This window comes from Brevibacterium iodinum ATCC 49514, from assembly GCF_900169265.1.
Lineage (GTDB): Bacteria > Actinomycetota > Actinomycetes > Actinomycetales > Brevibacteriaceae > Brevibacterium > Brevibacterium iodinum.
This window is the reverse complement of record NZ_FXYX01000003.1, coordinates 140,154-163,679: the sequence shown is the minus strand read 5'-3', so window position 1 is coordinate 163,679 and position 23,526 is coordinate 140,154. Positions and strand designations below refer to the sequence as shown.

Here is a 23,526-nt window from a genome sequence, read left to right as displayed (position 1 = left end):
CACGCTGTGAGGACCCTCCCGCGTTCAGCGTCGGACCACCTCGGTGGGAGTGGGTCTCAGTGGACGACCGTGCCGATCTTCTCACCGATGATGGCCTTGCGCAGGTTGCCCTCGCCTTCCATTCCGAAGACGTGCATCGGCAGCTTGTTGTCCATGCACAGACTGAAGGCGGTCGCGTCGACGACCTTGAGGCCTCGCTGCAGGGCGTCTTGGTAGCTGATTTCGGAGATCTTCTCGGCCTGCGGGTCGACTTTGGGGTCGGCGGTGTAGACGCCGTCGACACCGTTCTTGGCGATGAGGACCTCATCGGCATGCACTTCAAGGGCGCGCTGGGCGGCCACGGTGTCGGTGGAGAAGTACGGGAGTCCGGCGCCGGCGCCGAAGATGACGACGCGGTTCTTCTCCATGTGCCGCATAGCGCGACGGGGAATATACGATTCGGCGACCTGTGACATGGGGATCGCGGTCTGCACGCGGGTGTCGACACCCGTCTGTTCGAGGAAGTCCTGCAGTGCCAGGCAGTTCATCACGGTGCCGAGCATGCCCATGTAGTCGGCACGAGTGCGGTCCATGCCGCGCTGGGAGAGTTCGGCTCCGCGGAAGAAGTTGCCGCCGCCGACGACGATGCTGACCTCGACATCCTCGGTGGTGGGAGCCACCTCGCGGGCGACTGCGGCCACGACGTCGGGATCGACGCCGATCTTGCCGCCGCCGAAGACCTCGCCGGAGAGCTTGAGCAGAACGCGGCGGCGATGAGTGCGCACCGCGCGGCTGGCGTAGCTGGATTCGTGAACAGGGGTGCTTGTCATGGAGTCCTTCTTCCGTGCGGGCAGGTCTGTACCCGGTGGGATCGTCACTGTGATCGGGCGTCTGGGTCAGTTTAGCGAAAAACGGGGCCGGACCGATTGGTCCGACCCCGCTCCTCGGGTGAGTTCTCACTCACTCGGTGAACCTGGGAAGCAGAGATCTGTCTGCTTCGCGGTCAGTGGTGTATCAGGCTCCGACGCGGTAGCGCAGGAAGCCGGTGGCCTTGACGCCGGCGGCCTCGAGGACCTTGGCCACGGACTGCTTGGGATCCTTGGCGAATCCCTGGTCAAGCAGGCAGTTCTCCTTGAAGAAGCCGTTGACGCGACCCTCGATGATCTTCGGCAGAGCCTGTTCGGGCTTGCCTTCGTTCTTCGCGGTGTCTTCGGCGATGCGACGCTCGTTCTCGACGAGGTCGGCGGGAACGTCTTCGCGGGAGAAGTACTTCGGAGCCATGGCGGCGATGTGCACGGCGACATCGTGTGCCACGGTCTCGTCGTCACCTTCGAATGCCAGCAGCACGCCGACCTGCGGGGGCAGGTCCTTGTTGGTGCGGTGCAGGTAGGAGGCGATCTTGGAGCCTTCGACACGGCCCACGCGACGCAGTTCGACCTTCTCGCCCAGCGAGGCACCGGATTCGGTGATGAACTGGGAGACGGGCTTGCCGTCGGTCTCAGCGGCGAGGAGCGCCTCGGCCGAATCGGCCTTGTTGGCCACGGCCAGCTCGAGGACCTCTTCGGAGAGCTTGACGAACGGTTCGGACTTCGCGACGAAGTCGGTTTCCGAGTTGAGCTCGATCATGGTGCCGACTCCGCCTTCGACGGAGGTCGCGACCAGACCGTCGGAGGTCGATCGGCCTTCGCGCTTGGTGGCGCCCTTGAGGCCCTTGATGCGCAGGGCTTCCATGGCCTTCGTCTGGTCGCCGTCGGACTCGTCGAGAGCCTTCTTGACGTCCATCATTCCGGCGCCGGTCTTCTCGCGCAGTGCCTTGATATCAGCGGCAGTGTAGTTTGCCATTCCTTCTCCTCAGGATGGTGGAGTTAAACGAAATCAGGACTCGGTCGACTCGGTGGAGTCGGCAGCTTCAGCGGCCGGAGCGGCTTCGGCGTTCTCGGCGTCGGCCGCAGGAGCAGCCTCAGCAGCAGGAGCGGCCTCTTCAGCCGGGGCAGCAGCCTCGGTGCCGTTCTCTTCGGTCTTGCCTTCGAGGAGCTCGCGCTCCCACTCGGGCATGGGCTCGACGGCGGAGACGTTCTTCTCACCGCTGGCGTCGTCCGAGGAGTGGCGGGCGATGAGACCCTCGGCCACGGCGTCGGCGACCACGCGGGTCAGCAGCGAGACGGAGCGGATGGCGTCGTCGTTGCCCGGGATCGGGTAGTTGACGTCGTCCGGGTCGCAGTTCGTGTCGAGGATGCCGATGACCGGGATGCCCAGCTTCTTGGCTTCGTCGACCGCGAGGTGTTCCTTCTTGGTGTCGACGATCCAGACGGCCGACGGGGTGCGCTGCATGTCGCGGATACCGCCGAGGGTCTTCTCGAGCTTGTCCTTCTCGCGACGCAGGATGAGCAGTTCCTTCTTGGTGTGCGAGGAACCTGCAACGTCATCGAAGTCGATCTCTTCGAGTTCCTTGAGGCGGCGCAGACGCATCGAGATGGTCTGGAAGTTCGTGAGCATACCGCCGAGCCAACGCTGGTTGACGTAGGGCTGACCCACGCGCTGAGCCTGCTCAGCGATGGATTCCTGGGCCTGCTTCTTGGTGCCGACGAAGAGGATCGAGCCGCCGTGGGCCACGGTCTCCTTGACGAATTCGAAGGCGTTGTCGATGTAGCCCAGCGACTTCTGCAGGTCGATGATGTAGATGCCGTTGCGCTCGGTGAAGATGAAGCGCTTCATCTTCGGGTTCCAACGACGGGTCTGGTGTCCAAAGTGAACGCCGCTGTCGAGCAGCTGGCGGATGGTGACGACGGCCATGCCGACGCCCTCCTTTCTGTGCACCCTCAGGGTGCTTTTACGTCACGCGCGCGTCGATCGTTCTCAAAGCGAACCTTTGAGGGTCCGCATCGATTCGATCGACGAGATGCGTCGATGACATTTTCGGTTGATTCCTGGTACCCGGTTCGTCCGCCCCACAGGCACACCTGACGGCTGCCTGCACCATGGGAAGGAGAAGAATTCGGATACGCGTAGTCAGAAGACACGCTTCTGCTGTGTCCAAGTCTATCCCGGTTGGGCAAGTCATTTCCAATCGAGATCGATCCCCCGCCGAGGCGGCCCACCGGCCCGTATCGTCGTACCGACTCGTGCGTCGACGGGTGGGGATCGACGGGTGTGGGCGAGCTCCGGAGCGCAGGGTCCCGTCGGTCGGGGGGAGCTGAATCGCCGTCGATTCGGTGCACTCGACCATCGCTTCCTGTGGACAGCCGCCGCACTCGAGCGTCGTTGATTTGTGGATGGAGGCGGCCCGTCCACAGCTCTGATTCTCACGGGTGACTCGGTCGTGCCCTAGGGGGTTGCATGCTCCCATGACTCACTTCGCGCTCGACCGGCTCCGCCTGCTGCTCCGTCTCCGAACGAGACGCTCAAGCCTCGGCTCACCGCAGTCACTGCTCCTTGCTGTGATCATCGCAGCGGCGCTTGTGCTCACGACCACTCCCCCGGAGGCAAGCGCTGCCACCGGATCTGCGTCGACAACGGCGCAGGGCAATCAGCAAAGGAACGCTCAGTCGAGTTGGGTCACCCCGGTGCCGGCGATGGAGATCATCGAAGCCTTCGACCCTCCGGACAAGCCGTGGCTCAAGGGACATCGCGGAATCGACGTACTCGCGCTCGAAGGCGAGCCGCTGCGGGCACCGACGGAAGGGACGATCCGCTTTGCAGGCACGGTGGCGGGAATGGCCACCGTCAGCATCCTCACCGAGTCCGATCATGTGCTCACCTTCCAACCAACAGCGACAGCGTTGGAAAAGGGCGAGAGATTTACCGCCGGTGAGCAGATAGGCACGGTGGGCAGCGGTGGTCACTGTCAGCGTTCGTGCCTGCACATCGGAGCATGGCCGGCCGCGAGCGATAAGAGGTACGTCGATCCGGGCAAGTTCTTCGGCCAGGAGCAGTCGGCACTTCTGCCTCTGTCACGGAAGCCCGCGAAGGAACCGAAAGGCAGCGGAGATTCGACCACCTCCGGTGCCGGAGCGTGGGGCGGTCACAGCAATGGGCAGATTCCCGCCTCGGCGATGTGTCAGTTGGAGTCGGCCCCCGGGCAGATGCTGCGCTGCGATGCTCAAGCAGCTTTCGATCGACTCTCGAAGGCGTTCGAGGCTCGGTTCGGCGCCCCGATCTCGGTCACCGATGCCTACCGGGACTACGCCACACAGGTGATCCTCAAACGTCGAAAGGGGAGGATGGCGGCGACTCCGGGCACGTCGAATCATGGGTGGGCTCTGGCGGTCGACCTCGGCAGCGGGATCAATTCCTTCGGCACCGCGCAGCATCAGTGGATGCGGACGAATGCGCCGAAGTTCGGGTGGATCCATCCCGGCTGGGCGCGGCAGACGGGGTCGCTGCCCGAACCCTGGCACTGGGAATTCCGGAAATAGAACGCCGCAGTCAGGCCGACGCTGCTGCCATGACTCTGCCGGCCAACTGCTTCACGGTGAGTTTCAGGCTCGCGGGTGTGCTCGCCGGTAGGTGTCCTGCAGACGCTGCATGGATACCTGAGTGTAGATCTGGGTGCTGCTCATCGTGGAGTGGCCGAGCAGCTCTTGGATCTGCCGCAGGTCGGCACCGCGGTCGAGCATGTGTGTGGCCGCCGAGTGTCGCAGTCCGTGTGGTCCGATGTCCGGGGCGCTGGGGTCGTCGGAACCGTAGCGGTGAACGAGTTCGCGCACCTGCCTGGCGCCGATGCGTCCTCCGCGAACGCCGAGGAACAGTGCATCGCCGCTGTGGGGGCCGGTGAACAGTTCGCGGGCGGCGAGCCAGTCGTCGAGGGCTCTGCGTGCCGGGGCTCCGAACGGCACCCGACGTTCTTTGTTGCCCTTGCCGAGCACGGTGATCATCGATGCGCGGCGATCGATATCGCTGCGGTCGAGTCCGGTCAGCTCCGAGACGCGCACCGCAGTGGCGTAGAGCATTTCCAGGATCGCGGCATCGCGGATGCGTTTGGCCGCCTCGAGCGGATCGTTCTTGCCGTGCTGTGCGGAATCACCCGTCGTGGCGTCGTCTGCCGCCGGGTCGCTCGTCGAGGAGTCGTCTGCCATCAAGCCACTCGTATCCATGCCGTTGTCGTCGCTTCCCCCTTTCCGTCTCCGCCCCACGCCGGTGACTCCGGTTCGGTGGTTCTCGGCGGCGGAGATGAGGTCGGCGGCCTGCTGAGGTTTGAGCACCGTGGGCAGGCGGGAGTCCTTCTTCGGAGTCCGCAGACGCGCGGCCGGGTTGTTCGGCAGTCCCAGGTTGCTCACACCGTAGGCGAAAAAGGAGCGCACTGCCGCGATCTTGCGAGCCACCGTCGATTTCGCGGCACCGGCATCGTCGAGGACGATGAGCCAGGACCGCAGATCGTCGAGTTCGACAGCAGCAATGTCGATCCGTGCGCCGGATGCCGTCGCGAGGTGCCCCTCTCCACTCCCCTGTCGGAGCTTCGTCGAGTGCACGGCGTGATCGAGGAAGTCGGAGACGTCGGCGACGTAGGCTCGGGCGGTGTGTTCGGAGACGTCACGAGACCTCAGGTGGTCGGCATAGCCGGACACCACCTCGGCGACGGTCGATGATGTGCTCACGTCCCCAGGTTACGCGGGTGGATGTGCACAATCATGGAGCCGGAGTGCAGCCGCGCCTACATCGCCGGACAGGCCGATCGGTTGGCGCAGTGTTCAGCCACCCGGTTTCTGCAGCTTCACCCATCCGGTGTCGCGGCGTGCGGCCAATCCGGCCAGGTCGAGCGCGGTGAGAGAGTTGAGCGCATCCGCGATCGTCAGCCCTGCCCGGGAGGCGATGGTGCCGACGTCGAGCGGCTTCGACACGGTCAGCGCATTCAGACAGATCTTCTCCCGCTCGTCGAGCCCTTCGCGGGGATCGAGAGACGGTGGGCGTTCTCCACTCCCCGCAGCAGCACTGAGCACGGCCGTGTCGAAGAGTGCCGGGGTGTCATCGTCCATGAGCGCGATGACGTCGTCGCTGCAGGTGACGAGTTCCGCTTCGTGTTCGCGCAGGAGCTTGTGTGCTCCGGTCGAGGACGCCGAGTACACGGACCCGGGGAAGGCCGCGACCTGGCGGGAGAGTTCGAGGGCATGCCGGGCGGTGTTGAGTGCCCCGCTGCGCCAGCCGGCTTCGACGATGACGCTCACCTGCGACGAGGCGGCGATGAGTCGGTTGCGCAGCAGGAACCGGTGGCGCATCGGCGTCATTCCGGGTGCAGTCTCGGACACGATGGCACCGGTGGCGAGGATCTGTTCGAACAGGTCGGCGTTCGCCGCCGGGTAGAAGCGGTCGACTCCCCCGGCCATGAATGCCACCGTCGGCGATTCCCGGGCGATGGCGGCACGGTGGGCGGCCGCGTCGATGCCGAACGCACCGCCGGATACGACGGTGATTCCGCGAGCGGCAAGATCCCACGCAAGGTCAGAGGCGCATTTGGTTCCGTAGTTGCTGGCTGCTCTGGCCCCGACCACGGCAACGGAACGAGTCAGTGCGGCACTGAGGGAAGCTGCTCCTCTCACCCACAGGCCCAGCGGTGCTGCAGGGCCGAGATCGTCAAGCATTCGTGGCCACTCATCGTCATCGGGGATGACCAGTCGGCCGCCGATTCTCGCGATCTTGTCCAGATCGCTCCCGACTGCGTCGGCTTCGCCGGCTCGCACAGCCCACCGGTCGATGGCTGCTGGCATCTGACTGTGTTCGGCTGCCTCGGTGCCGGTGTCGGCCAGACCTTGGACAGCATCGTGTGCGGTGGTCTCACCGCGACCGACGGCTGTGATGATCGCCAGAGCGGCGACCGGGCCGATTCCGTCGACGAGCTGTTTGAGCAGTCCGTCGCCGGGCTCACCGATGCGCAGCAGTGAGGCGATGGCCATGCGTACGTCCTCATGTGTGTTCACGGTCATGACTCCTGTGTCCGCAAGGCGAGCGCCATTCTCATCGTGTCGGGGTCGGGACCCTGCTTTCCCGCCAGGTCGGCCAGAGTTGTTGCGACGCGCAGCACCCTGTCATAGCCGCGCATGGTGATCCGGCCGGTGTCGAGTGCCCGGTCCAGGTCCGTCAGGTCTTTCGGTGTGAGTGCGAAGTGTTCGCGCAACCAGGTTCCGGGCGCTTCGGCGTTGAGCCTCCAGTCGCAGCCGGCGAAGCGTTCCGACTGTCGCTTCCGTGCGTCGAGTACGCGGGCGGCCACCGTGGTGCTGGTCTCCTGGTCCCCGCCGAGCCGGATGTCGGCGGGAGAGACGGGAAAGAGCTCGAGCTGCAGGTCGACGCGGTCGAGCAGCGGTCCGGAGAGCCGATTGCGATAGCGGCGTTTGTCCAGAGGGGTGCACCGACAGTCCCCGCCGGCGCCGGCCATCCCGACTCCGCAGGGGCAGGGGTTTGCGGCCATGATGAGCTGGAAGGATGCCGGAAGCACCATCGATCCCCAGGCACGGTGGATGTGGACGCGACGGGATTCCATCGGCTGTCGCAGGGCTTCGAGCACATCGCGTGAGAATTCGGGTGCCTCATCCATGAACAGCACCCCGCGGTGGGCGCGGCTGAGGACTCCGACCGTTCCGGGGCGGCGTCCGCCGATGAGCGCCGAGGCGGTGCTGCGGTGATGGGGTGCCTCGAACGGCGGGCGGCGATCGAGTCCGTCGCTGCCGTCGAGTTCTCCGCGCAGAGAACGGACGGTGGCGACTTCGACGGCTTCGTCGTCGTTCAGCGGCGGCAGGATTCCGGGCAGGCATTGGGCCAGCAGCGTCTTGCCCGCTCCGGGTGTTCCGCGCATGAGCAGGTTGTGGCCACCTGCCGCGGCGACTTCGAGGCCGAAACGTCCTTCGGCCTGTCCTTGGACTTCGCTGAGGTCATGGAGTTCCGGGTTCACGGGGACGGGCCGATCCATTTCGAGGACGGCAGGCAGTGCGGGTACGGCCATCGATCCTCCGTAGGCATTGACCACCTCGGCCAGCGAGGCGACCGGGAGGACTCTGGCCCGTCCGATGAGTCCCGCCTCGTCGGCGTTGCCGATGGGGACGACGAATCGGTCGAACCCAGCTTGCAGCGCTGTGTGCAGGGACGGGAGCACCCCGGTGACGGGACGGATTCTGCCGTCGAGCCCGATCTCACCGCAGTGGATGACGCTGCCGGTGTCGTCGTTGGTGATCAACGAGAGTGCTCTGAGCACGGCGACGGCGATGCCGAGGTCGAATCCGGTGCCGATCTTCGGCACCGTTCCCGGGGTGAGATTGATCGTCAGGTGCTCTGTGGCGACAGGTTTGCCGAGGTAGGACAGGGCCGCACGAAGGCGCTTGCGTGATTCGCTCACCGAGGCATCCGGCAGTCCGACGATGTCGATTCCCGGCAGGCCCGCGCTGACGCTGGCTTCGATCGACACGATCTTCCCGGTCAATCCCCACAGGGCCACGGCAGAGGCCCGCCCGATGATGTGCGCCGAGGATGTCGGTTCGACTTCGTCGGCCTCGGCCGGCTCGACCAGCTCCGGCGGATCGACCGACTCGGGCGGGTCGACCGGATCGCCCGACGGTTCCTCCCGTTCCAGGGTCTCCTCACTCACGAGTCGACCTGGATGTTCGGGCAGTGGAAGTACTGGACGCGCGGTTCCATGATGATGCCGAGTGCGTCGATGCGCGTGGCCGGAAAGTATTCGTCCTGCCCGCTCAGCCAGAACCCTGCCAATGTGCGGATGCGGGCGAGCTTGTTTCGGGTCACGGCTTCCAGCGGTGAGCCCAGCATCGCGGTGCGACGCGTCTTGACCTCCACGAAGACCGCGGTGTCACCGTCGCGGGCGATGATGTCGAGCTCACCGCGTGGGCACCGGAAGTTACGTTCGAGAACGACGAGTCCAGCGTCTTCGAGGAACGCAGCGGCGAGGTCCTCTCCCCTGCTCCCGAGCGCCTGCTTGCGCAGGCCCTTCACGGTCCGTGTGCTCTTCGATGCTCGATTCCGACCGGGTGTTCGTATCCGTCCCATGCGGATCAGATGACCATGCCGGCAATACTTCAGGGAAGATCAGAAAAAGGGCCTGTGGACGAGGCTCACTCATCCACAGGGGTTCTACGTTCGAGTCAGTGCCTCGTCCACAGCAGTCGGTGCATGAGTGAGTGGGCCCAGGGTTCGCCGGTGGCCCCGGTGCCCCGTATCAGCCGCGGATCGCCGTCGGCGGTTCGAGATCGGACTTCGCGATCTCTTCGATGTTGACGTCCTTGAACGTCAGCACGTGCACGGTCTTGATGAACCGCGCCGACCGGTAGCTGTCCCACACCCACGCGTCGCGCAGGGTGAGTTCGAAGTACACGTCGCCGGCATCGTTGTGAGCCTTGAGGTCGACGTGGTTGGCGAGGTAGAACCGGCGCTCGGTCTCGACGACATAGGCGAAGAGACCCACGACGTCCCGGTATTCCTTGTACAGCGCAAGCTCGAGTTGTGCTTCGTAATCGTCAAGATCATCGGCGCTCATGACAGACCCTCCTTCGCTCCCGAGTCCGCGGTCAGGCGGAAGCTTCTCCGGTGGTGGATGCAGGGTCCGAGTTCGGTGATGCCCTGTCGGTGCTTCACCGTCCCGTATCCCACGTTCGATTCCCAACCATAGTGCGGATGGGCCTCCGCGAGTGCGATCATCGTCTCGTCGCGTGCCACTTTCGCCACTATGCTCGCCGCCGCGATCGCCGGAACGGAGCCGTCCCCCTTGATCACGGTGCGCACAGGCGGCAGTTCGAGGTCGACACAGTCACCGAATATCCCCAGGCAATCGAGGGTGAGTGGGGCCGACAGCCAATCGTGTCGACCATCGAGGAGCACCATCGTCCGGCCCGGGAAATCCCTCGCAGAGGCGGCCGCTGCGTTGATATCGTCACGTCCCGAACCGTTCCTTTCGGAGCCTCCCGAACCGTGCCCGTCGGAACGAGCGTCCGCCCATTCGCGCAGCATCGAGATCATGCCGCGACGTCCGGCGAGGTTGAGCGCCATCGTCATCCCCACCTCGTCGAGTTCGGCAGGCGTCGTCGATCCCACCGCCGCGGCGGTCGCCCACGACCGCACGCGGTCGGTGGCCTCTTGCCTCGACTGCGCACTCAGCTGCTTCGAATCATGGATGCCGGCGGGCACCTCGGCGGCGGTGAGAGTGCGCAGATCGAACAGGGCGACACCGACGCTGACGGGCCCGGCCAGGGCACCACGGCCCACCTCGTCGACGCCGATGACGTAGTCGAATCCCTCGCTCAGCAGTTCCCGTTCGACGCTGAGGTCGGTCAGTCCACGTGCGGCCATCAGTTCCCGCTGAGTCCCTCGGCGGTGTCCGGTACGTCCGCGAAGACCTTGTCGGGTGTGGAGACCCAGCTGAAGTGCTTGAACGGCCAGTTGATGAGGAACACGGTGCCGACGACGTCGTCTTCGGACACGAACGGGTCGGTGTCCATGTGGTACCTCGAGTCGGCGGAGTTGCTGCGGTTGTCGCCCATCACCCAGTAATGGCCTTCGGGCACGGTGACTTCGAACTCGACCTCCGAGGGAGCGGTGCCCTCATCGAGATAGGTTTCGTCGATCAATTCGCCGTTGACCAGCAGGCGTCCTTCGGCGTCACAGCATCTGATCGTGTCGCCGCCGACCCCGATGACCCGTTTGATCAGCTGATTGCCCGAGTCCGCGGGGGCCAAGCCGATGAATTCGAGGACCGGGTTGGGCGTGTATTCGGCGGTCTCGGCGGCCGAGAGCCAATGGTCCGGGTCGTCGAAGACGATGATGTCGCCGCGGTCGGCGGGTCCGAAGCGGTGAGCCAGCTGGTTGACGAGCACCCGGTCATCGACCTGGAGAGTGGTCATCATGGATTCGGACGGGATGTAGAAAGAACGGACGACCCACGTCTTCAGGGCCGTCGAGATGAGCAGGGCGACGACGATGATCGCCAGGGTCTCCAGCAGACCGCGCGCGAACCGTTTCGAGGCGGGCGGCGGGGAAGCTTCGGATTCGCTTGTCATTCGTTCGCTTTCACATCGGAACAGGACTGCGGCTGTGGACTGAACCGAGCGTATCAGCACGACTCTCGCCGCACACTCAGCCGCAGTGCAGTTCCGTGCGAACGCTCAGTCGATCGAGGAGCCGTGCCCGATCACGGGGCCGATGATCCGGTCGGTGGGGATGAATCCCCCACCGGGCCGTCCCAGCAGCGACCTGGAGTCGGCGGAGTCGTTGCGGTTGTCTCCCATCACCCACATCGTGCCCTCGGGGACTTCGATGGAGAATTCCACCGCCGAGGCGGGGGTCGGCGCATAGTCTTCGCTCAGAGGCTTGCCGTTGAGCAGCAGACGGCCCTTCGCGTCGCAGCATTCGAGGCTGTCACCGCCGACGGCGATGACGCGTTTGACGTAGTAGACGTCCCGAGGGCCGAGTCCGGCCCAGGAACCGATCTTCTGCAGAGGAGTGGGCAGCGCATCGTCGACGAACGATCCGCGGCCGTCGAAGACGACGATGTCTCCGCGTTGGAGGTCTCCGCGCAGGGCGTCCGGGCGCCACACCGTGATCGAATCATCGACCTTGAGCGTCGGCTCCATCGAGGCACTCGGAATGGTGAAGCGCTGGATGACGAATCCGCGGATCGATCCACCGAGGACGATGATGATGACGGCGATCGCCGCGATCGCCTTCCAGAACCGTGCCGAAGACAGAAGACGCGACCCGAAGGTCGCGTCTTCATGTCTGTTCGGCACCGTGTGATCATCTCCCACAGTGCCGGGCAAATCAGGCCTTTTCGCGGATGCGAGCAGCCTTGCCGCGCAGTTCGCGCAGGTAGTACAGCTTCGCACGACGCACGGCGCCGCGGGTGAGGACCTCGATCTTGTCGACGTTGGGCGAGTGCACCGGGAAGGTACGCTCCACACCGACGCCGAAGCTGATCTTACGGACGGTGAAGGTCTCGCGAACGCCGTCGCCCTGGCGACGGATGACGATTCCCTTGAAGACCTGGATACGCGAGCGGGAACCTTCGATCACCTTGACGTGAACGTTGAGGGTGTCGCCCGGACGGAATTCGGGAACGTCAGACTTCAGCGAGGCTGCATCTACAACATCGAGCTTCTGCATTGTGGTATCTCCTGTGGCCTCTGCTTCAGGTCGAGGACACGCATATCGGACCGGTGTTCCGGTAACTGGATCGTCTGTCGGGATCTCTCCCCGTCGACCCGCCGATTCGATGCGACGGGCCACCGTGGGCACTCATCCCCCTGAAGCAGGTGAGTGCCAACAAACGCGACGCTCTATTCTGTCACGGTTGAGCGCTCAGACTCAAACCGCTCGAGCGCCGCCAGGTCGTCTTTGCTTAGGTCATCGAGCTTCTCGAGCAGATCCGGTCTGACATCCGCGGTGCGTTCGAGACGTCGGTCACGTCGCCACCTGGCGATCGCGGCGTGGTTGCCGCTGAGCAGGATCTCGGGCACTTCGCGTCCGCGCCAGGACGCCGGCTTCGTATAGATCGGGTATTCGAGCAGTCCGTCTTCGTGGCTCTCCTCGGTCAGCGATTCGGGGTTTCCGATGACGCCGGGGATGAGGCGGCTGACCGCTTCGATCATCGCCATCGAGGCGACTTCACCGCCGTTGAGGACGTAGTCGCCGATGCTCATGGGCAGCAGGTCGAAGTGCTCCCCGGCCCAATCGATGACGCGCTGGTCGATTCCTTCGTAGCGTCCGCAGGCGAAGACGAGGTGGTCGCGGGCGGCGAGATCCTCGGCGATGCGCTGGTCGAACACCTGCCCGGCAGGGCTGGGCACGATGAGCGTCGGCTTGCCTCCGGCTGCCCGACCGGCGGTCCGAGCACCGTCCGCACCTTCGCCCACCGCAGCGCTGCCGCGTTCCGCGAGGATGTGCTCGAGAGCCAGCGCCCAGGGTTCAGCCTTCATGACCATTCCCGCTCCCCCGCCATAGGGCGAGTCATCGACTGTGTTGTGCCGGTCGAAGGTGAAGTCCCGCAGGTCGTGGACGGCGAGGCTCAGCTGACCACGATCGACGGCCTTGCCGATGAGCGAAAGCTGCAGTCCGGCGAGATATTCGGGGAAGATCGACACGACATCGATCGACATCTGCGGTCCGACCGCCTCTGCGCGGGTCGCACCCTGGGTCTCTGGGCTCGCTCCGGTAGCCTCGGCGGGGGTGTCGCTGCCATTCATCGGGAACGGTTCGCTCATTCGGCGTCGAAGAGGCCGGCGGGCGGGGTGACGGTGACGAGGCCTGAGTCGATGTCGACATCGGGCACGATCTCGGTGACGAAGGGGATGAGCACAACGTGACCGGCGGTGTGTTTCATGTGGAGCAGATCCTGGGCGGACCCGTTCGTGACGTCGACGATCTCGCCGAAGAGGGCGTCATTCGCATAGACCTTGAGGCCGATGAGGTCATCGAGGTACCAGGCGTCGGTTTCGTCTTCGTCCTCATCCGCCTCGGCGAGGATGAGGGTGTTGCGGATCTCCTCGGCGCGGTTGCGGTCGGGGACCTCATTGAATGCCAGGAGCAGGCGATCGCGGTGCCACCTCGCCGACTTCAGCGTCAGCTCTCCGATATCGGGATCCGTGGCGAAGGTCGCCCCTGGATTGAGCCGGTCCTCGGGTCGGTCGGTGCGCACCTCGACGGTGAACTCGCCCTTGATTCCGTGCGGCTTGCCCAGCCGGGCGATCACCGTGTCCATACTGCTCCTCGAAGTCTGCTGTCGCTGTCTGTTCGGCGGGCCCTGCACTGAGGTGACTGCGCTTCTGCGGTCGTACGGCGGGCCGCCGTGCTCAGGCACCAGTGTAGTCGGCGACGGTTAAGTGAATGCATGAGAGGGGATGCAGCGCACGTGCACTGCATCCCCTCTCGGATGTTGGAATTACGCCTCGATGAGGTCCACTCGCACCGACTCACGGCCGGCCAGCGAGTTCATCACGGTGCGCAGGGCCTTGGCGGTCCTGCCTGCACGGCCGATGACCCGGCCGAGGTCTTCGGGGTGAACCCGGACCTCGAGGGTCGTGCCGCGCTGCGAAGAACGCGAACGAACGGAGACGTCGTCGGGATGATCGACGATTCCGCGAACCAGATGTTCGAGCGAATCAGGCAACATCTCAGGCTTCAGCGCTTTCTTCAGCGGCCTCAGGTGCGGCTTCGGCTGCTTCCTCGGCCGGAGCCTCGGCAGCTTCAGCGGACTTGCCGCCCTTCTGGGTGATGGCTTCCTTGATCACCGATTCGGCGTTCGGGGCCACGTAGGCTTCCTTCTCAGGCTGCGGCTTCACGGTGTTGACCGCTTCACCTTCGCCCTTGAACTTCTGCCAGTCGCCGGTGAGCCTGAGCAGAGCCTTGACCTGGTCGCTCGGCTGTGCGCCGACGCCGAGCCAGTACTGCGCGCGCTCGGAATCGATCTCGATGACCGAAGGCTCACGGGTCGGGTGGTAGATGCCGATCTGTTCGATGGCCTTACCGTCACGACGAGTCTTCGAGTCAGCGACGACGACGCGGTAGAAGGGTGCACGGATCTTGCCCATGCGGGTCAGACGAATTTTGACTGCCACTTTAGTGGTGTCTCCTTTTGTGTTCTGTGTGCACAGCTGTACCAGAAGAATCGTGGGGTTGATCTGCTGGAAGCCGCGGCTCGGACTATCACTTCGGCGCGGATGAGAGGGCCCGGACCGAGAGCAAAAGTACAAGAGTCAATTGTGCCAGAAGGCTCTACTTCTTGCCACCTGGGAAGATTCCGCCGAAGCCCTTGGGCAGGTTGGCCGGATCGAATTCCTCGTCCTTGCCCAGATCGACTCCGCCGAAGGCCGAGCCGACCGGGTCCTGGGTCTTGCCCGCCTTCTTGTCCGCCAGCGCCTGCGCCTCCTGCGCACGCTTGGCCGGGTTGCCCGACTGACCGCCCTTGCGCCCCTTCTTCTTCCCTGCGGGTTTCTTCTTCTTACCACCGGCGGCACCAGGCATTCCGCCCATCCCGGGCATCTGCGGCATACCTCCGCCACCGGGCATTCCGGGCATTCCGCCGCCGCGGGTCATCGACCGCATCATCTTCTGCGCTTGGGTGAAGCGCTCCATGAGCTGGTTGACCGCGGTGACCGTGGTGCCGGCGCCCTTGGCGATGCGGGCACGGCGGGACCCGTTGAGGATCTTCGGGTTGGAGCGCTCCTGAGGTGTCATCGATCTCACAATCGCTTCGACCCGGTCGACCTCACGCTCGTCGAAGTTCGCCAGCTGCTCCTTGTACTGGCTCATGCCGGGCATCATGCCCAGCATCTTCTTCATCGAGCCCATCTTCTTCAGGCCCGCCATCTGCGTGAGGAAATCGTTGAGGTCGAAGTCCTCGCCGGATTCGACCTTCTTCTTGAGCTTCTCGGTCTCTTTTTCGTCGAAGTTCTTCTCGGCCTGCTCGATGAGCGTCATGATGTCGCCCATGTCGAGGATCCGGTCGGCCATCCGGTCCGGATGGAACTGCTCGAAGTCCTTCATCGATTCGCCCGTCGAGGCGAACATGATCGGCTTTCCGGTCACCTCGGCGACGGACAGCGCGGCACCACCGCGGGAGTCGCCGTCGAGCTTCGAGAGCACGACGCCGGTGAAGTCGACGCCCGCAAGGAACGCCTCGGCGGTCTTCACCGCGTCCTGACCGATCATCGCGTCGATCACGAAGAGGACTTCGTCGGGGTTGACCGCGCTGCGGATGTCCGCGGCCTGCTGCATAAGCTCCTCGTCGATGCCGAGGCGGCCGGCCGTATCGACGATGACGACGTCGTGGAGTTTGGACTTCGCAACCTCGATCGAGTCGGTGGCGACCTGGATCGGATCACCGACGCCATTGCCCGGTTCCGGGGCGTAGACCACGGCACCGGCACGCTCGCCGACGATCTGGAGCTGGTTGACGGCATTGGGACGCTGCAGGTCGGCCGCGACGAGCATCGGCCGATGGCCCTCGGACTTCAGCCAGTGTGCGAGCTTTCCGGCCAGGGTGGTCTTACCGGCACCCTGGAGGCCGGCGAGCATGATGACCGTCGGCGGACGCTTGGCGAAGTTGAGTCGACGGGTCTGACCGCCGAGGATGCCGACGAGTTCGTCGTTGACGATCTTGACGACCTGCTGGCCGGGATTGAGTGCGCCCGAGACCTCCTCGGACAGCGCCCGCTCGCGGATCCGGCCGGTGAAGGCACGCACGACAGGCAGGGCGACGTCGGCGTCGAGCAGGGCACGTCTGATCTCACGAATGGTGGCATCGACGTCGGCTTCGGACAGCCGGCCCTTCCCGCGCAGATTCTTGAAAGTCGCGGTGAGCCTGTCGGACAGAGAGTTAAACACGTACGAGCCTTCTTCACGATGGTGTGGTCGACTCTCTAGACTAGCAACTCACCCGTGCCGGGCTGAAACCAAGAGTGCTGACAATGCCCCGTGAACCCTCGCCGAGGTGGCGCCGGCCTTCCCGTATTCGTCAATTGCCGAACGCCGAGGCGGCACAAATGCTTCACCTGCGCGCGGAACGGCCGATCGCCTCGGCGGGGTGGTCTGCTTCCACCCTGCCGAGGCGATCAATGAGCACGACGTCGCACTCTCCCCCGTTCACGCGGCCGGCGAGACCCACCGGCCGCCTGGACGGGCGTCTGTTGGGGTCACCGGAACGAGTAGGCCTGCTCGGCGTGTTCGAAGGTGTCGATTCCCTCGAGTTCCTCCCGCGGGTCGATCCGCAGCCCCATCGTCGAGCGCAGGACCAGGGAGATCGCGAGCGTGACGAGACCGGCGAAGACGATGGCCACGAGACAGGCGAGCACCTGTGCAACGAGGAGTTCGAGTCCGCCTCCGTAGAAGAGGCCGGCCGGTCCGTTTTCGTTCGGGAAGGCGAAGAACCCGATCATCACGGTGCCGATGATTCCGGCGACGAGGTGGACGGCCACGACATCGAGCGCATCGTCATAGCGCAGACGGTTCTTCGCTTCGACGGCGAAGATCGCACCGGCGCCTGCCGCGATTCCGATGAGGATGGCCGCATAGGGATCGACGTTCGCACACGCCGGGGTGATCGCGACGAGGCCGGCGATCGCTCCCGAGACGCTGCCGATGCTGCTCGGTCGCGAGGCCCGCAGGCGTTCGATCATGATCCAGGTGATCATGCCGGCAGCAGGTGCTGCCAGCGTGTTGATCCAGATGAGTCCGCCCTGTTCGATGGTGGTGGCGGCACCGCCGTTGAACCCGAACCAGCCGAACCACAGCAGCGCAGCCCCGAGCACGGTGATCGGGATGTTGTGCGGCTTGTGCGGGGTCGAGAAGCGGGCGCGACGACCCATGACGACGACGAGCACGAGGGCGGAGATGCCGGCATTGATGTGGACGACCGTGCCTCCGGCGAAGTCGATGGCCGGCCCGAACAGACTGCCGATCGCACCGGATTCGCTGAGCAGTCCGTCTCCCCAGACCATGAACGCCAGGGGGCAGTACACGAGGGTCACCCACGCGGCGGAGAAGACCAGCCAGGTGGAGAACTTCGCCCGGTCGGCGACCGCGCCGGCGATGAGGGCGATCGCGATCATCGCGAACGTCGAACCATAGCCGATGGAGATCAGCGAGGCCGGGTCGTTCGCGACCGAGCCGGTGAGTCCGAGTTCGGACAGCGGGTTGCCGACGATTCCGGCGATCGAGTCACCGGAGCTCAGTCCGTAGCCGAAGAGGACCCAGACGAGTCCACCGACGGCCATCGCGGAGAAGACCATCATCATCATATTGATCGCCGAGGTGATCCGCGTCATTCCTCCGTAGAAGAACGCCACCCCGGGGGTCATGAGCAGCACCAACCCCGCGGCGACCATCATCCATACATTCACTGCATCGAGTTCCATGTCGTCTCTTTCGTGTCTCGGCCGGTTCCGAATCGAACCGGGCAGACACAGTCTGCATGACGCATGTCACAGTGGTGAGTCGTCAATGTTTCCGGAATGTGACGAGCCTCGTCTCACCCTGCGAATATGCGGGTGAGACCAGGCTCGAAGAATGCGCGGGATCAGTTGCGCGACAATGCCGTCGGGACTGCTGAGCGTTCAATCAGCCCTCAGTCGAGCAGGGCGTCGACGAACCCTTCGGCGGTGAATGGCGCCAGGTCGTCGGCACCTTCGCCGAGGCCGATGAGTTTGACCGGCACCCCGAGTTCACGCTGGACGGCAACGACGATTCCGCCCTTCGCTGTGCCGTCGAGCTTGGTGAGCACGATCCCGGTGATGTCGACCGCCTCGGCGAAGACCTTCGCCTGCTGCATGCCGTTCTGACCGGTGGTCGCATCGAGGACGAGGAGCACCTCGTCGATCTCGTGGCCCTCCCCCAGCGGTCGGGTGGCCACTCGTTTGACCTTGCCGAGTTCGTCCATGAGTCCGCGTTTGTTCTGCAGACGTCCGGCGGTGTCGATGAGGACGACGTCGGAACCGTCGGCCTGTCCCTTCTCGACGGCTGAGTAGGCCACCGAGGCGGGATCGGCGCCCTCTTCCTTGCGCACGGTTTCGACGCCGACACGTTCACCCCATGTGGACAGCTGTTCGGCCGCGGCGGCGCGGAAGGTGTCCGCGGCGCCGAGCAGCACGGACTTGTCCTCAGCGACGAGCACGCGGGCGATCTTGCCAACCGTCGTCGTCTTCCCGGCACCGTTGACCCCGACGACGAGGATGACCGAGGGGTCGCCGTCCTTGCCGGTATCGGCGAGCGAGCGGTCCATCGTCGGATCGACGAGTTTGATGAGCTCTTCGCGCAGCAGCCCGCGGACCTCTTCGGGATCCCGGGTGCCGAGCACCTTGACGCGTTCGCGCAGGCGGTCGACGAGCTCGGTCGTCGGTTCGACGCCGACGTCGGCGAGGATGAGCGTATCCTCGATCTCCTCCCAGGCGGACTCGTCGAGATTGTCACGGGAGAGGAGGTTGAGCAGTCCGCGCCCGAGCCCGCTGTTCGACTTCGCCAGGCGCTCACGCAGGCGGACGAGGCGGCTGGCCGGTTCGGTGGGGACCTCGGAACCGCGCGCTTCGGCTTTGTCCTTCTCGACCGCCTCGGCGACGTCATCGATGCTCAGCTCACCGGTGACCTCCGCATCGATGCCGCGCCTGTCATCGAGGCCCTTCTTGCGCGCGTTGACGCGCAGCGAGATGCCCACGCCGACGACGAGAGCGAACACGATCGCCGCGACGATGAGCAAGATGATCGGCTGATCCATGGTTCTTCCGTCCTCCTTTGAGTGCCGCCGTTCGGGCCGCCGGCACTCGAGTTCCCAGACTCTTCCGGTGGTGTCAGTGTGTCGGTGAGCGCGCCGGAATCAGTCGGCGCGGTCTCCATTGTCGCGGGCCTCGACCACTCGAGGCCGCATAGGTCTCAGGTCAGGATCCGCGGCTGCCGAAGAGCAGCCCGGCGGTGGTCTTCCACCCTGTTCCCGACTCGGGGATCTTCCAGTGGCGGGTGCGCGGGCGGACCGTGATGAGCGAGGGCGCGGCATGGCGTCGGGGCTGCGGCCGGAGCACATAGGAGTGATCGCGGATCGCGGTCACCGCCGCCTGTTCCCTGGTCGCTAGGTGCGAGGTGCCGTCATCATGGCCGAAGAATTCGTGGACTTCGTCGTCGTAGCCGGTCCACTCGGGCGGCAGACGGAATCGCTGCACGTCGGAGGAGTATCGCAGGCGTCCTTCGGCGCGCAGGCCGGGCAGAGCCACGAGAAGGACGACGACGAATGCCAGGGCGAAGGAGATCGCGAGTCCGACTATGATGACAAGTACCGAATTCATGCCCTCGAGCCACCTCGCAGTACAGCAGCCTCGGCCATGGACGTCCCGCTCCTCACGTTCTTCGAATACCTGTGTCTCGGCCCAAGTCTATAGTCCCCGGCCACGACTATTGTGCTCGCCCGCCGTGCGGCAGTTGCAAAATTCCCTGGGACTGTCCTGGGCATCACCGTCAAACGGCCTTGTGCCCCAGCGGCGGGCCTGCCACCTCGGGCGCGCCGGCCGAAGAGCGGACTGCCGATCACGGAATCCGCTGCGATATGACTTTCGACACCCCGTCGCCGTGCATCGTCACTCCGTAGAGGGCGTCGGCGATCTCCATCGTCCGCTTCTGGTGGGTGATGACGATGAGCTGCGAGGAATCCTGCAGCTCCTTGAACACCGTGAGCAGGCGCGAGAGGTTGAGATCGTCGAGGGCCGCTTCGACCTCGTCCATGACGTAGAACGGGCTCGGCCGGGCCTTGAAGATCGCGACCAGCATGGCCACGGCAACCAGCGACCGTTCCCCTCCGGAGAGCAGAGACAGACGTTTGACCTTCTTGCCGGCCGGGCGGGCGTGCACGTCGACGCCGGTGGTGAGCATATCGTTCGGATCGGTCAGGCTCAGTGCGCCCTCACCGCCGGGGAAGAGACGGGAGAAGATGTCTTCGAACTCCCGCGCCGTATCCGCATAGGCTTCGGCGAAGACGCGTTCGACGTGCCGGTCGACCTCGTCGACGAGCTGCATGAGGTCCTTGCGGGAGGATTCGATGTCCGCGATCTGCTTCTCGAGGAACTGATGCCGTTCCTTCAGCGCCTCATACTCCTCGAGCGCGAGCGGATTGACCGTGCCGATGCGCTTGAGCTGCGACGCCGCCTGCTTCTGCCGCTTCTCCACCTCGGCGCGCACATACGGCCGGTCCTCGACGTCCTCCTCGAACGACGGAACGGGCAGATGCGGCCCGAATTCGTCGATGAGACGGTCGATTCCCAGCCCCGTCTCCTCTTCCGATCGGTGCGCGATCTCCTCGAGCCGAAGTCTGAATCGTTCCTTCGCCAGTTCGGCTTCGGCCGCGGCGTCCTTGAGCTTCTGCAGCTGGGTTCGCGTCGATCCCAATTCCTCGCCGAGGTGGCCCTTCTCCTCGCGCAGACCGCCGCGTTCGTCGACGAGGACCTGGATCGCCTCACCGAGCTCGGCCACCGTGGAGGCGGCCAGCTCCGCGGCTTCGGCCGCGGTCTCTAGGATGAGCAACACCGAGGCGGCCGCGCGCTTTTTCCTCGCGATCGTGCGCTGCGTCTGCTCCCGTGCTGCCTCTTCGGCCTTGGCCGCCCGCAGAAGAGAGTCGACCCGGTCGCTCAAGAACCGGGCCCGGTCGGCAGCCGAGCGGTGACTGATCCGCGCCTCGACGAGGTCCTCGGACGATTGCGACACCTGAGCGCTCAGTTCATCCCGTCGGGAGGTGTCGACGACTTCGTCGACCTCAGCGGCTCCGGCCAGCGCTGCCGCGGCCGACTGAGAGTCACGTTCGGCGGCGGCGAGGCGGGATTCGAGTTCGGTCGCATTCTCCTGCGCGCGCTGCAGGCGAGTGCGAGCCACACCGATCTCACCGGTGATGCGCGAGACCTCTTCGGCCGCGGCCATGATCTTCGCATCCGAGGAGTGGAGAGCGTCGAGGGCTGCGGCTGATTCCTCACGTGCCGCGGTCAAGCGCGGTTCGAGTTCCCTCAAGGAAACGTCGAGCTTCCCTGCACGGTCGTCAAGATCGGCAATGAGGGAATGTGTGTCCTCGAGCGCGGTCTGTGAGGCCAGCCGTGTGCCCGAGGCGGTGCGGGCCCGGCTGATGCGGGTCGCGGTGAGCACCTCACCGTGGACGGTGACGGCGGTGAGTTCGGGCCGCGCCGCGGTCATGTCGATTCCGGTGCGCGCATCGGGGACGCAGACGACACCGTGCAGGGCCCGGGCCAACAGAGCGCGCAGTTCGGGGACGTCGCTGTCGACGACGTCGGAGAGCCATCGCAGGCCTTCTGACGCAGGCAGCTCCGGCAGAGCGTCAAGGACACTCCCACCGCCTTTCCCGGCCGCTGGTTCGACCCCGGCGGGGATCGTCAGTGACACGTTCGTGTCCTCGCCGAGGTGGTCGAGCACTGCCAGCGCCGCTGCGCTGTCATCGACGATGACACCGGAGACCGTCGTCGACAGGGCCGCGGCCGCGGCCATCTCGAACCCGTGGTCGACGCTCAGCCGTTCGGTCACAGCGGTGCGCACTCCCGGCAGGTCCGCATTGAGGATGTCTTCGAGGTCGGCTTCCAGGGCGGTGCCCAACGCCAGGGCTTCCGCGCGGGCCTTCGCCGATGACAGTTCGGACGCGACCTGCGCCCGCTGCTCCTGCAGCTCAGTGCGTTCGGTCTCCAGCTTCTCGAGGCTCTCCTGCGCCGCCTCGTAGGCGGAGTCGAGTTCGGTCTCACCGGCTTCGACGTCCTCGACACCGGTCTCGGCCGATTCGAGTTCCCTCTCACGCTCGGCGATGCGGGCCGTGACGGTGTCGATCTCCGCGCGGTTGGCTTCGATCCGGGACTTGAGGTCGGTGATCCGCTCGGCCGCCTGCGTCTGCTTCGACTGCAGCGCCGAGCGGTTCTTCACCGCTTCGGTGATGGCGATCTGTGCGGCCTTGACCTCGTCCTCGGCGGTGCGCAGGGCTCGGGTGAGCTCTTCCTTCCGCTGCTGGCTGGCTTCGAGTGCGGTCGTCTTCTCGGTCACGGCCGCCTCGGCGTCGGTGAGTTCGGAGCGGTTGCGTTCGGCCTGGGCGCGCAGCTCTTCGGGTGACTTCGCTTCCCTCTGCCCCAGGCTGTTGACCTCCGAGAGCAGGTGGGAGCGCTTGTCCGCGGCACGCTGGCTCAGCCCCTGAGCGCGCACGACTTGTGTCTGTGTCCGCGATTCGGCGGTGCGTTGGACTTCGAGTTCGCTGTCGAGTTCGGACAGCCGAGCTTCGATCTCCGACAGGCGCGCCTCGGCGCGGGTGCGGCGGTGGTCGAGTTCGGCGATGCGGTCGCTGTGGTCTTCGCCCTCGCTCGTCGAGGCCAAGGAGGACTGCATCCGCACGGCATCGTCGGCGAGCAGCCTGGCGGTGGCGTCACGCAGCGTCGCCTGCACGATCGCTGCCTTCGCGGCGGCTTCGGCCTGCCGTCCCAAGGGCCCTAACTGCCTGTTGAGTTCGGTGCGCAGATCGGTGAGCCGGTCGAGGTTCGTCTGCAGTCCGGTGAGTTTGCGGACCGCTTTGTCCTTGCGGCGCCGGTGCTTGAGCACCCCGGCGGCCTCTTCGATGAAGCTGCGCCTCTCCAGCGGGTCGGCATGGAGGATCGCGTCGAGGCGGCCCTGACCGACGATGACGTGCATCTCCTTGCCCAGGCCCGAGTCGTTGAGCAGCTCTTGGATGTCGAGCAGCCTCGCCGGTGCCCCGTTGACGGCGTACTCGGATCCGCCGGTGCGGAACAGCGTCCGCGAGATCGTCACCTCGGTGTAGTCGACGGGGATGGCTCCGTCGGTGTTGTCGATGGTCAGAGTCACCTCGGCGCGTCCCAGAGCCTGACGTTTCGAGGTTCCGGCGAAGATGACGTCGTCCATCTTTCCGCCGCGCAGATTCTTCGCACCCTGCTCGCCCATCACCCAGGACAGGGCGTCGACGACGTTGGACTTGCCCGAGCCGTTGGGTCCGACGACGCAGGTGATTCCCGGCTCGAATCGAAGGGTCGTCGCCGAGGCGAAGGACTTGAATCCCCGCAGTGTCAGGCTTTTGAGATGCATATTGAGCACCAGCATATC

Annotated in this window: 22 protein-coding genes; 1 reads left to right on the top strand and 21 read right to left on the bottom strand. The window is 65.2% G+C overall.

Annotated features, from left to right (window positions below; genetic code table 11):
* Positions 1-56: 56 nt before the first annotated feature.
* The 3 genes from pyrH to rpsB all read right to left on the bottom strand — a co-directional run bounded on the left by pyrH (position 57) and on the right by rpsB (position 2,772).
* Complete coding sequence (gene pyrH / locus BI49514_RS04570; RefSeq protein WP_101544637.1) at positions 57-809, bottom strand: UMP kinase; 753 nt, start codon at positions 807-809, stop codon at positions 57-59.
* 184 nt (positions 810-993) lie between these two features.
* The gene (gene tsf / locus BI49514_RS04565; protein WP_101544635.1) at positions 994-1,821 is read right to left on the bottom strand and encodes a translation elongation factor Ts; all 828 of its coding nucleotides are present in this window, start codon (positions 1,819-1,821) and stop codon (positions 994-996) included.
* Positions 1,822-1,854: 33 nt separating this feature from the next.
* On the bottom strand, positions 1,855-2,772 hold the full coding sequence (gene rpsB / locus BI49514_RS04560; RefSeq protein ID WP_101544634.1) for a 30S ribosomal protein S2: 918 nt from the start codon (positions 2,770-2,772) through the stop codon (positions 1,855-1,857).
* Between the two features lie 551 nt (positions 2,773-3,323).
* Between rpsB and BI49514_RS04555 the strand changes: the two genes are divergently transcribed.
* Positions 3,324-4,394 carry a D-alanyl-D-alanine carboxypeptidase family protein gene (locus tag BI49514_RS04555; RefSeq protein ID WP_244195144.1) on the top strand — a complete coding sequence of 357 codons (1,071 nt, stop codon included), beginning with the start codon at positions 3,324-3,326 and terminating at the stop codon, positions 4,392-4,394.
* Between the two features lie 63 nt (positions 4,395-4,457).
* Here BI49514_RS04555 and BI49514_RS04550 read toward each other — a convergent pair whose 3' ends face one another.
* The 18 genes from BI49514_RS04550 to smc form a co-directional block, all read right to left on the bottom strand.
* The gene (locus BI49514_RS04550; RefSeq protein WP_101544631.1) at positions 4,458-5,573 is read right to left on the bottom strand and encodes a tyrosine recombinase XerC; all 1,116 of its coding nucleotides are present in this window, start codon (positions 5,571-5,573) and stop codon (positions 4,458-4,460) included.
* A gap of 93 nt (positions 5,574-5,666) precedes the next feature.
* The gene (gene dprA / locus BI49514_RS04545; RefSeq protein ID WP_101544629.1) at positions 5,667-6,896 is read right to left on the bottom strand and encodes a DNA-processing protein DprA; all 1,230 of its coding nucleotides are present in this window, start codon (positions 6,894-6,896) and stop codon (positions 5,667-5,669) included.
* Complete coding sequence (locus BI49514_RS04540) at positions 6,893-8,548, bottom strand: YifB family Mg chelatase-like AAA ATPase (RefSeq protein WP_338063763.1); 1,656 nt, start codon at positions 8,546-8,548, stop codon at positions 6,893-6,895. The genes dprA and BI49514_RS04540 overlap by 4 nt, the downstream gene beginning before the upstream one ends.
* On the bottom strand, positions 8,545-8,964 hold the full coding sequence (locus tag BI49514_RS04535) for a YraN family protein (RefSeq protein ID WP_101544628.1): 420 nt from the start codon (positions 8,962-8,964) through the stop codon (positions 8,545-8,547). The genes BI49514_RS04540 and BI49514_RS04535 overlap by 4 nt, the downstream gene beginning before the upstream one ends.
* A gap of 169 nt (positions 8,965-9,133) precedes the next feature.
* Complete coding sequence (locus tag BI49514_RS04530) at positions 9,134-9,451, bottom strand: DUF2469 domain-containing protein (protein ID WP_025777313.1); 318 nt, start codon at positions 9,449-9,451, stop codon at positions 9,134-9,136.
* Positions 9,448-10,260, bottom strand: coding sequence for a ribonuclease HII (locus BI49514_RS04525; protein ID WP_101544626.1), 813 nt, complete (start codon positions 10,258-10,260; stop codon positions 9,448-9,450). Before BI49514_RS04525 ends, BI49514_RS04530 begins: the two co-directional genes overlap by 4 nt.
* Positions 10,260-10,967 (bottom strand): signal peptidase I, encoded by a 708-nt coding sequence (lepB, locus tag BI49514_RS04520; protein WP_101544625.1) that lies wholly within the window; start codon positions 10,965-10,967, stop codon positions 10,260-10,262. The genes BI49514_RS04525 and lepB (BI49514_RS04520) overlap by 1 nt, the downstream gene beginning before the upstream one ends.
* Positions 10,968-11,072: 105 nt before the next feature.
* Positions 11,073-11,696 carry a signal peptidase I gene (lepB, locus tag BI49514_RS04515; protein ID WP_101544623.1) on the bottom strand — a complete coding sequence of 208 codons (624 nt, stop codon included), beginning with the start codon at positions 11,694-11,696 and terminating at the stop codon, positions 11,073-11,075.
* A gap of 31 nt (positions 11,697-11,727) precedes the next feature.
* Positions 11,728-12,069 carry a 50S ribosomal protein L19 gene (rplS, locus tag BI49514_RS04510; RefSeq protein ID WP_025777317.1) on the bottom strand — a complete coding sequence of 114 codons (342 nt, stop codon included), beginning with the start codon at positions 12,067-12,069 and terminating at the stop codon, positions 11,728-11,730.
* A gap of 173 nt (positions 12,070-12,242) precedes the next feature.
* Complete coding sequence (gene trmD, locus BI49514_RS04505; RefSeq protein ID WP_101544702.1) at positions 12,243-13,061, bottom strand: tRNA (guanosine(37)-N1)-methyltransferase TrmD; 819 nt, start codon at positions 13,059-13,061, stop codon at positions 12,243-12,245.
* Between the two features lie 101 nt (positions 13,062-13,162).
* Positions 13,163-13,663, bottom strand: coding sequence for a ribosome maturation factor RimM (gene rimM, locus BI49514_RS04500; RefSeq protein WP_101544622.1), 501 nt, complete (start codon positions 13,661-13,663; stop codon positions 13,163-13,165).
* A gap of 180 nt (positions 13,664-13,843) precedes the next feature.
* On the bottom strand, positions 13,844-14,074 hold the full coding sequence (locus tag BI49514_RS04495; RefSeq protein WP_039210974.1) for an RNA-binding protein: 231 nt from the start codon (positions 14,072-14,074) through the stop codon (positions 13,844-13,846).
* 1 nt (position 14,075) lies between these two features.
* Positions 14,076-14,519, bottom strand: a complete 444-nt coding sequence (gene rpsP, locus BI49514_RS04490) for a 30S ribosomal protein S16 (protein ID WP_101544621.1) — start codon at positions 14,517-14,519, stop codon at positions 14,076-14,078.
* 157 nt (positions 14,520-14,676) lie between these two features.
* Positions 14,677-16,287, bottom strand: a complete 1,611-nt coding sequence (ffh, locus tag BI49514_RS04485; protein ID WP_101544619.1) for a signal recognition particle protein — start codon at positions 16,285-16,287, stop codon at positions 14,677-14,679.
* Between the two features lie 308 nt (positions 16,288-16,595).
* On the bottom strand, positions 16,596-17,816 hold the full coding sequence (locus tag BI49514_RS04480) for an ammonium transporter (protein ID WP_101544617.1): 1,221 nt from the start codon (positions 17,814-17,816) through the stop codon (positions 16,596-16,598).
* Between the two features lie 209 nt (positions 17,817-18,025).
* Positions 18,026-19,168 (bottom strand): signal recognition particle-docking protein FtsY, encoded by a 1,143-nt coding sequence (ftsY, locus tag BI49514_RS04475; protein ID WP_101544616.1) that lies wholly within the window; start codon positions 19,166-19,168, stop codon positions 18,026-18,028.
* Between the two features lie 160 nt (positions 19,169-19,328).
* Positions 19,329-19,730 (bottom strand): hypothetical protein, encoded by a 402-nt coding sequence (locus BI49514_RS04470; RefSeq protein WP_101544614.1) that lies wholly within the window; start codon positions 19,728-19,730, stop codon positions 19,329-19,331.
* Between the two features lie 238 nt (positions 19,731-19,968).
* Positions 19,969-23,508, bottom strand: coding sequence for a chromosome segregation protein SMC (gene smc, locus BI49514_RS04465; protein WP_101544700.1), 3,540 nt, complete (start codon positions 23,506-23,508; stop codon positions 19,969-19,971).
* Positions 23,509-23,526 lie beyond the last annotated feature (18 nt).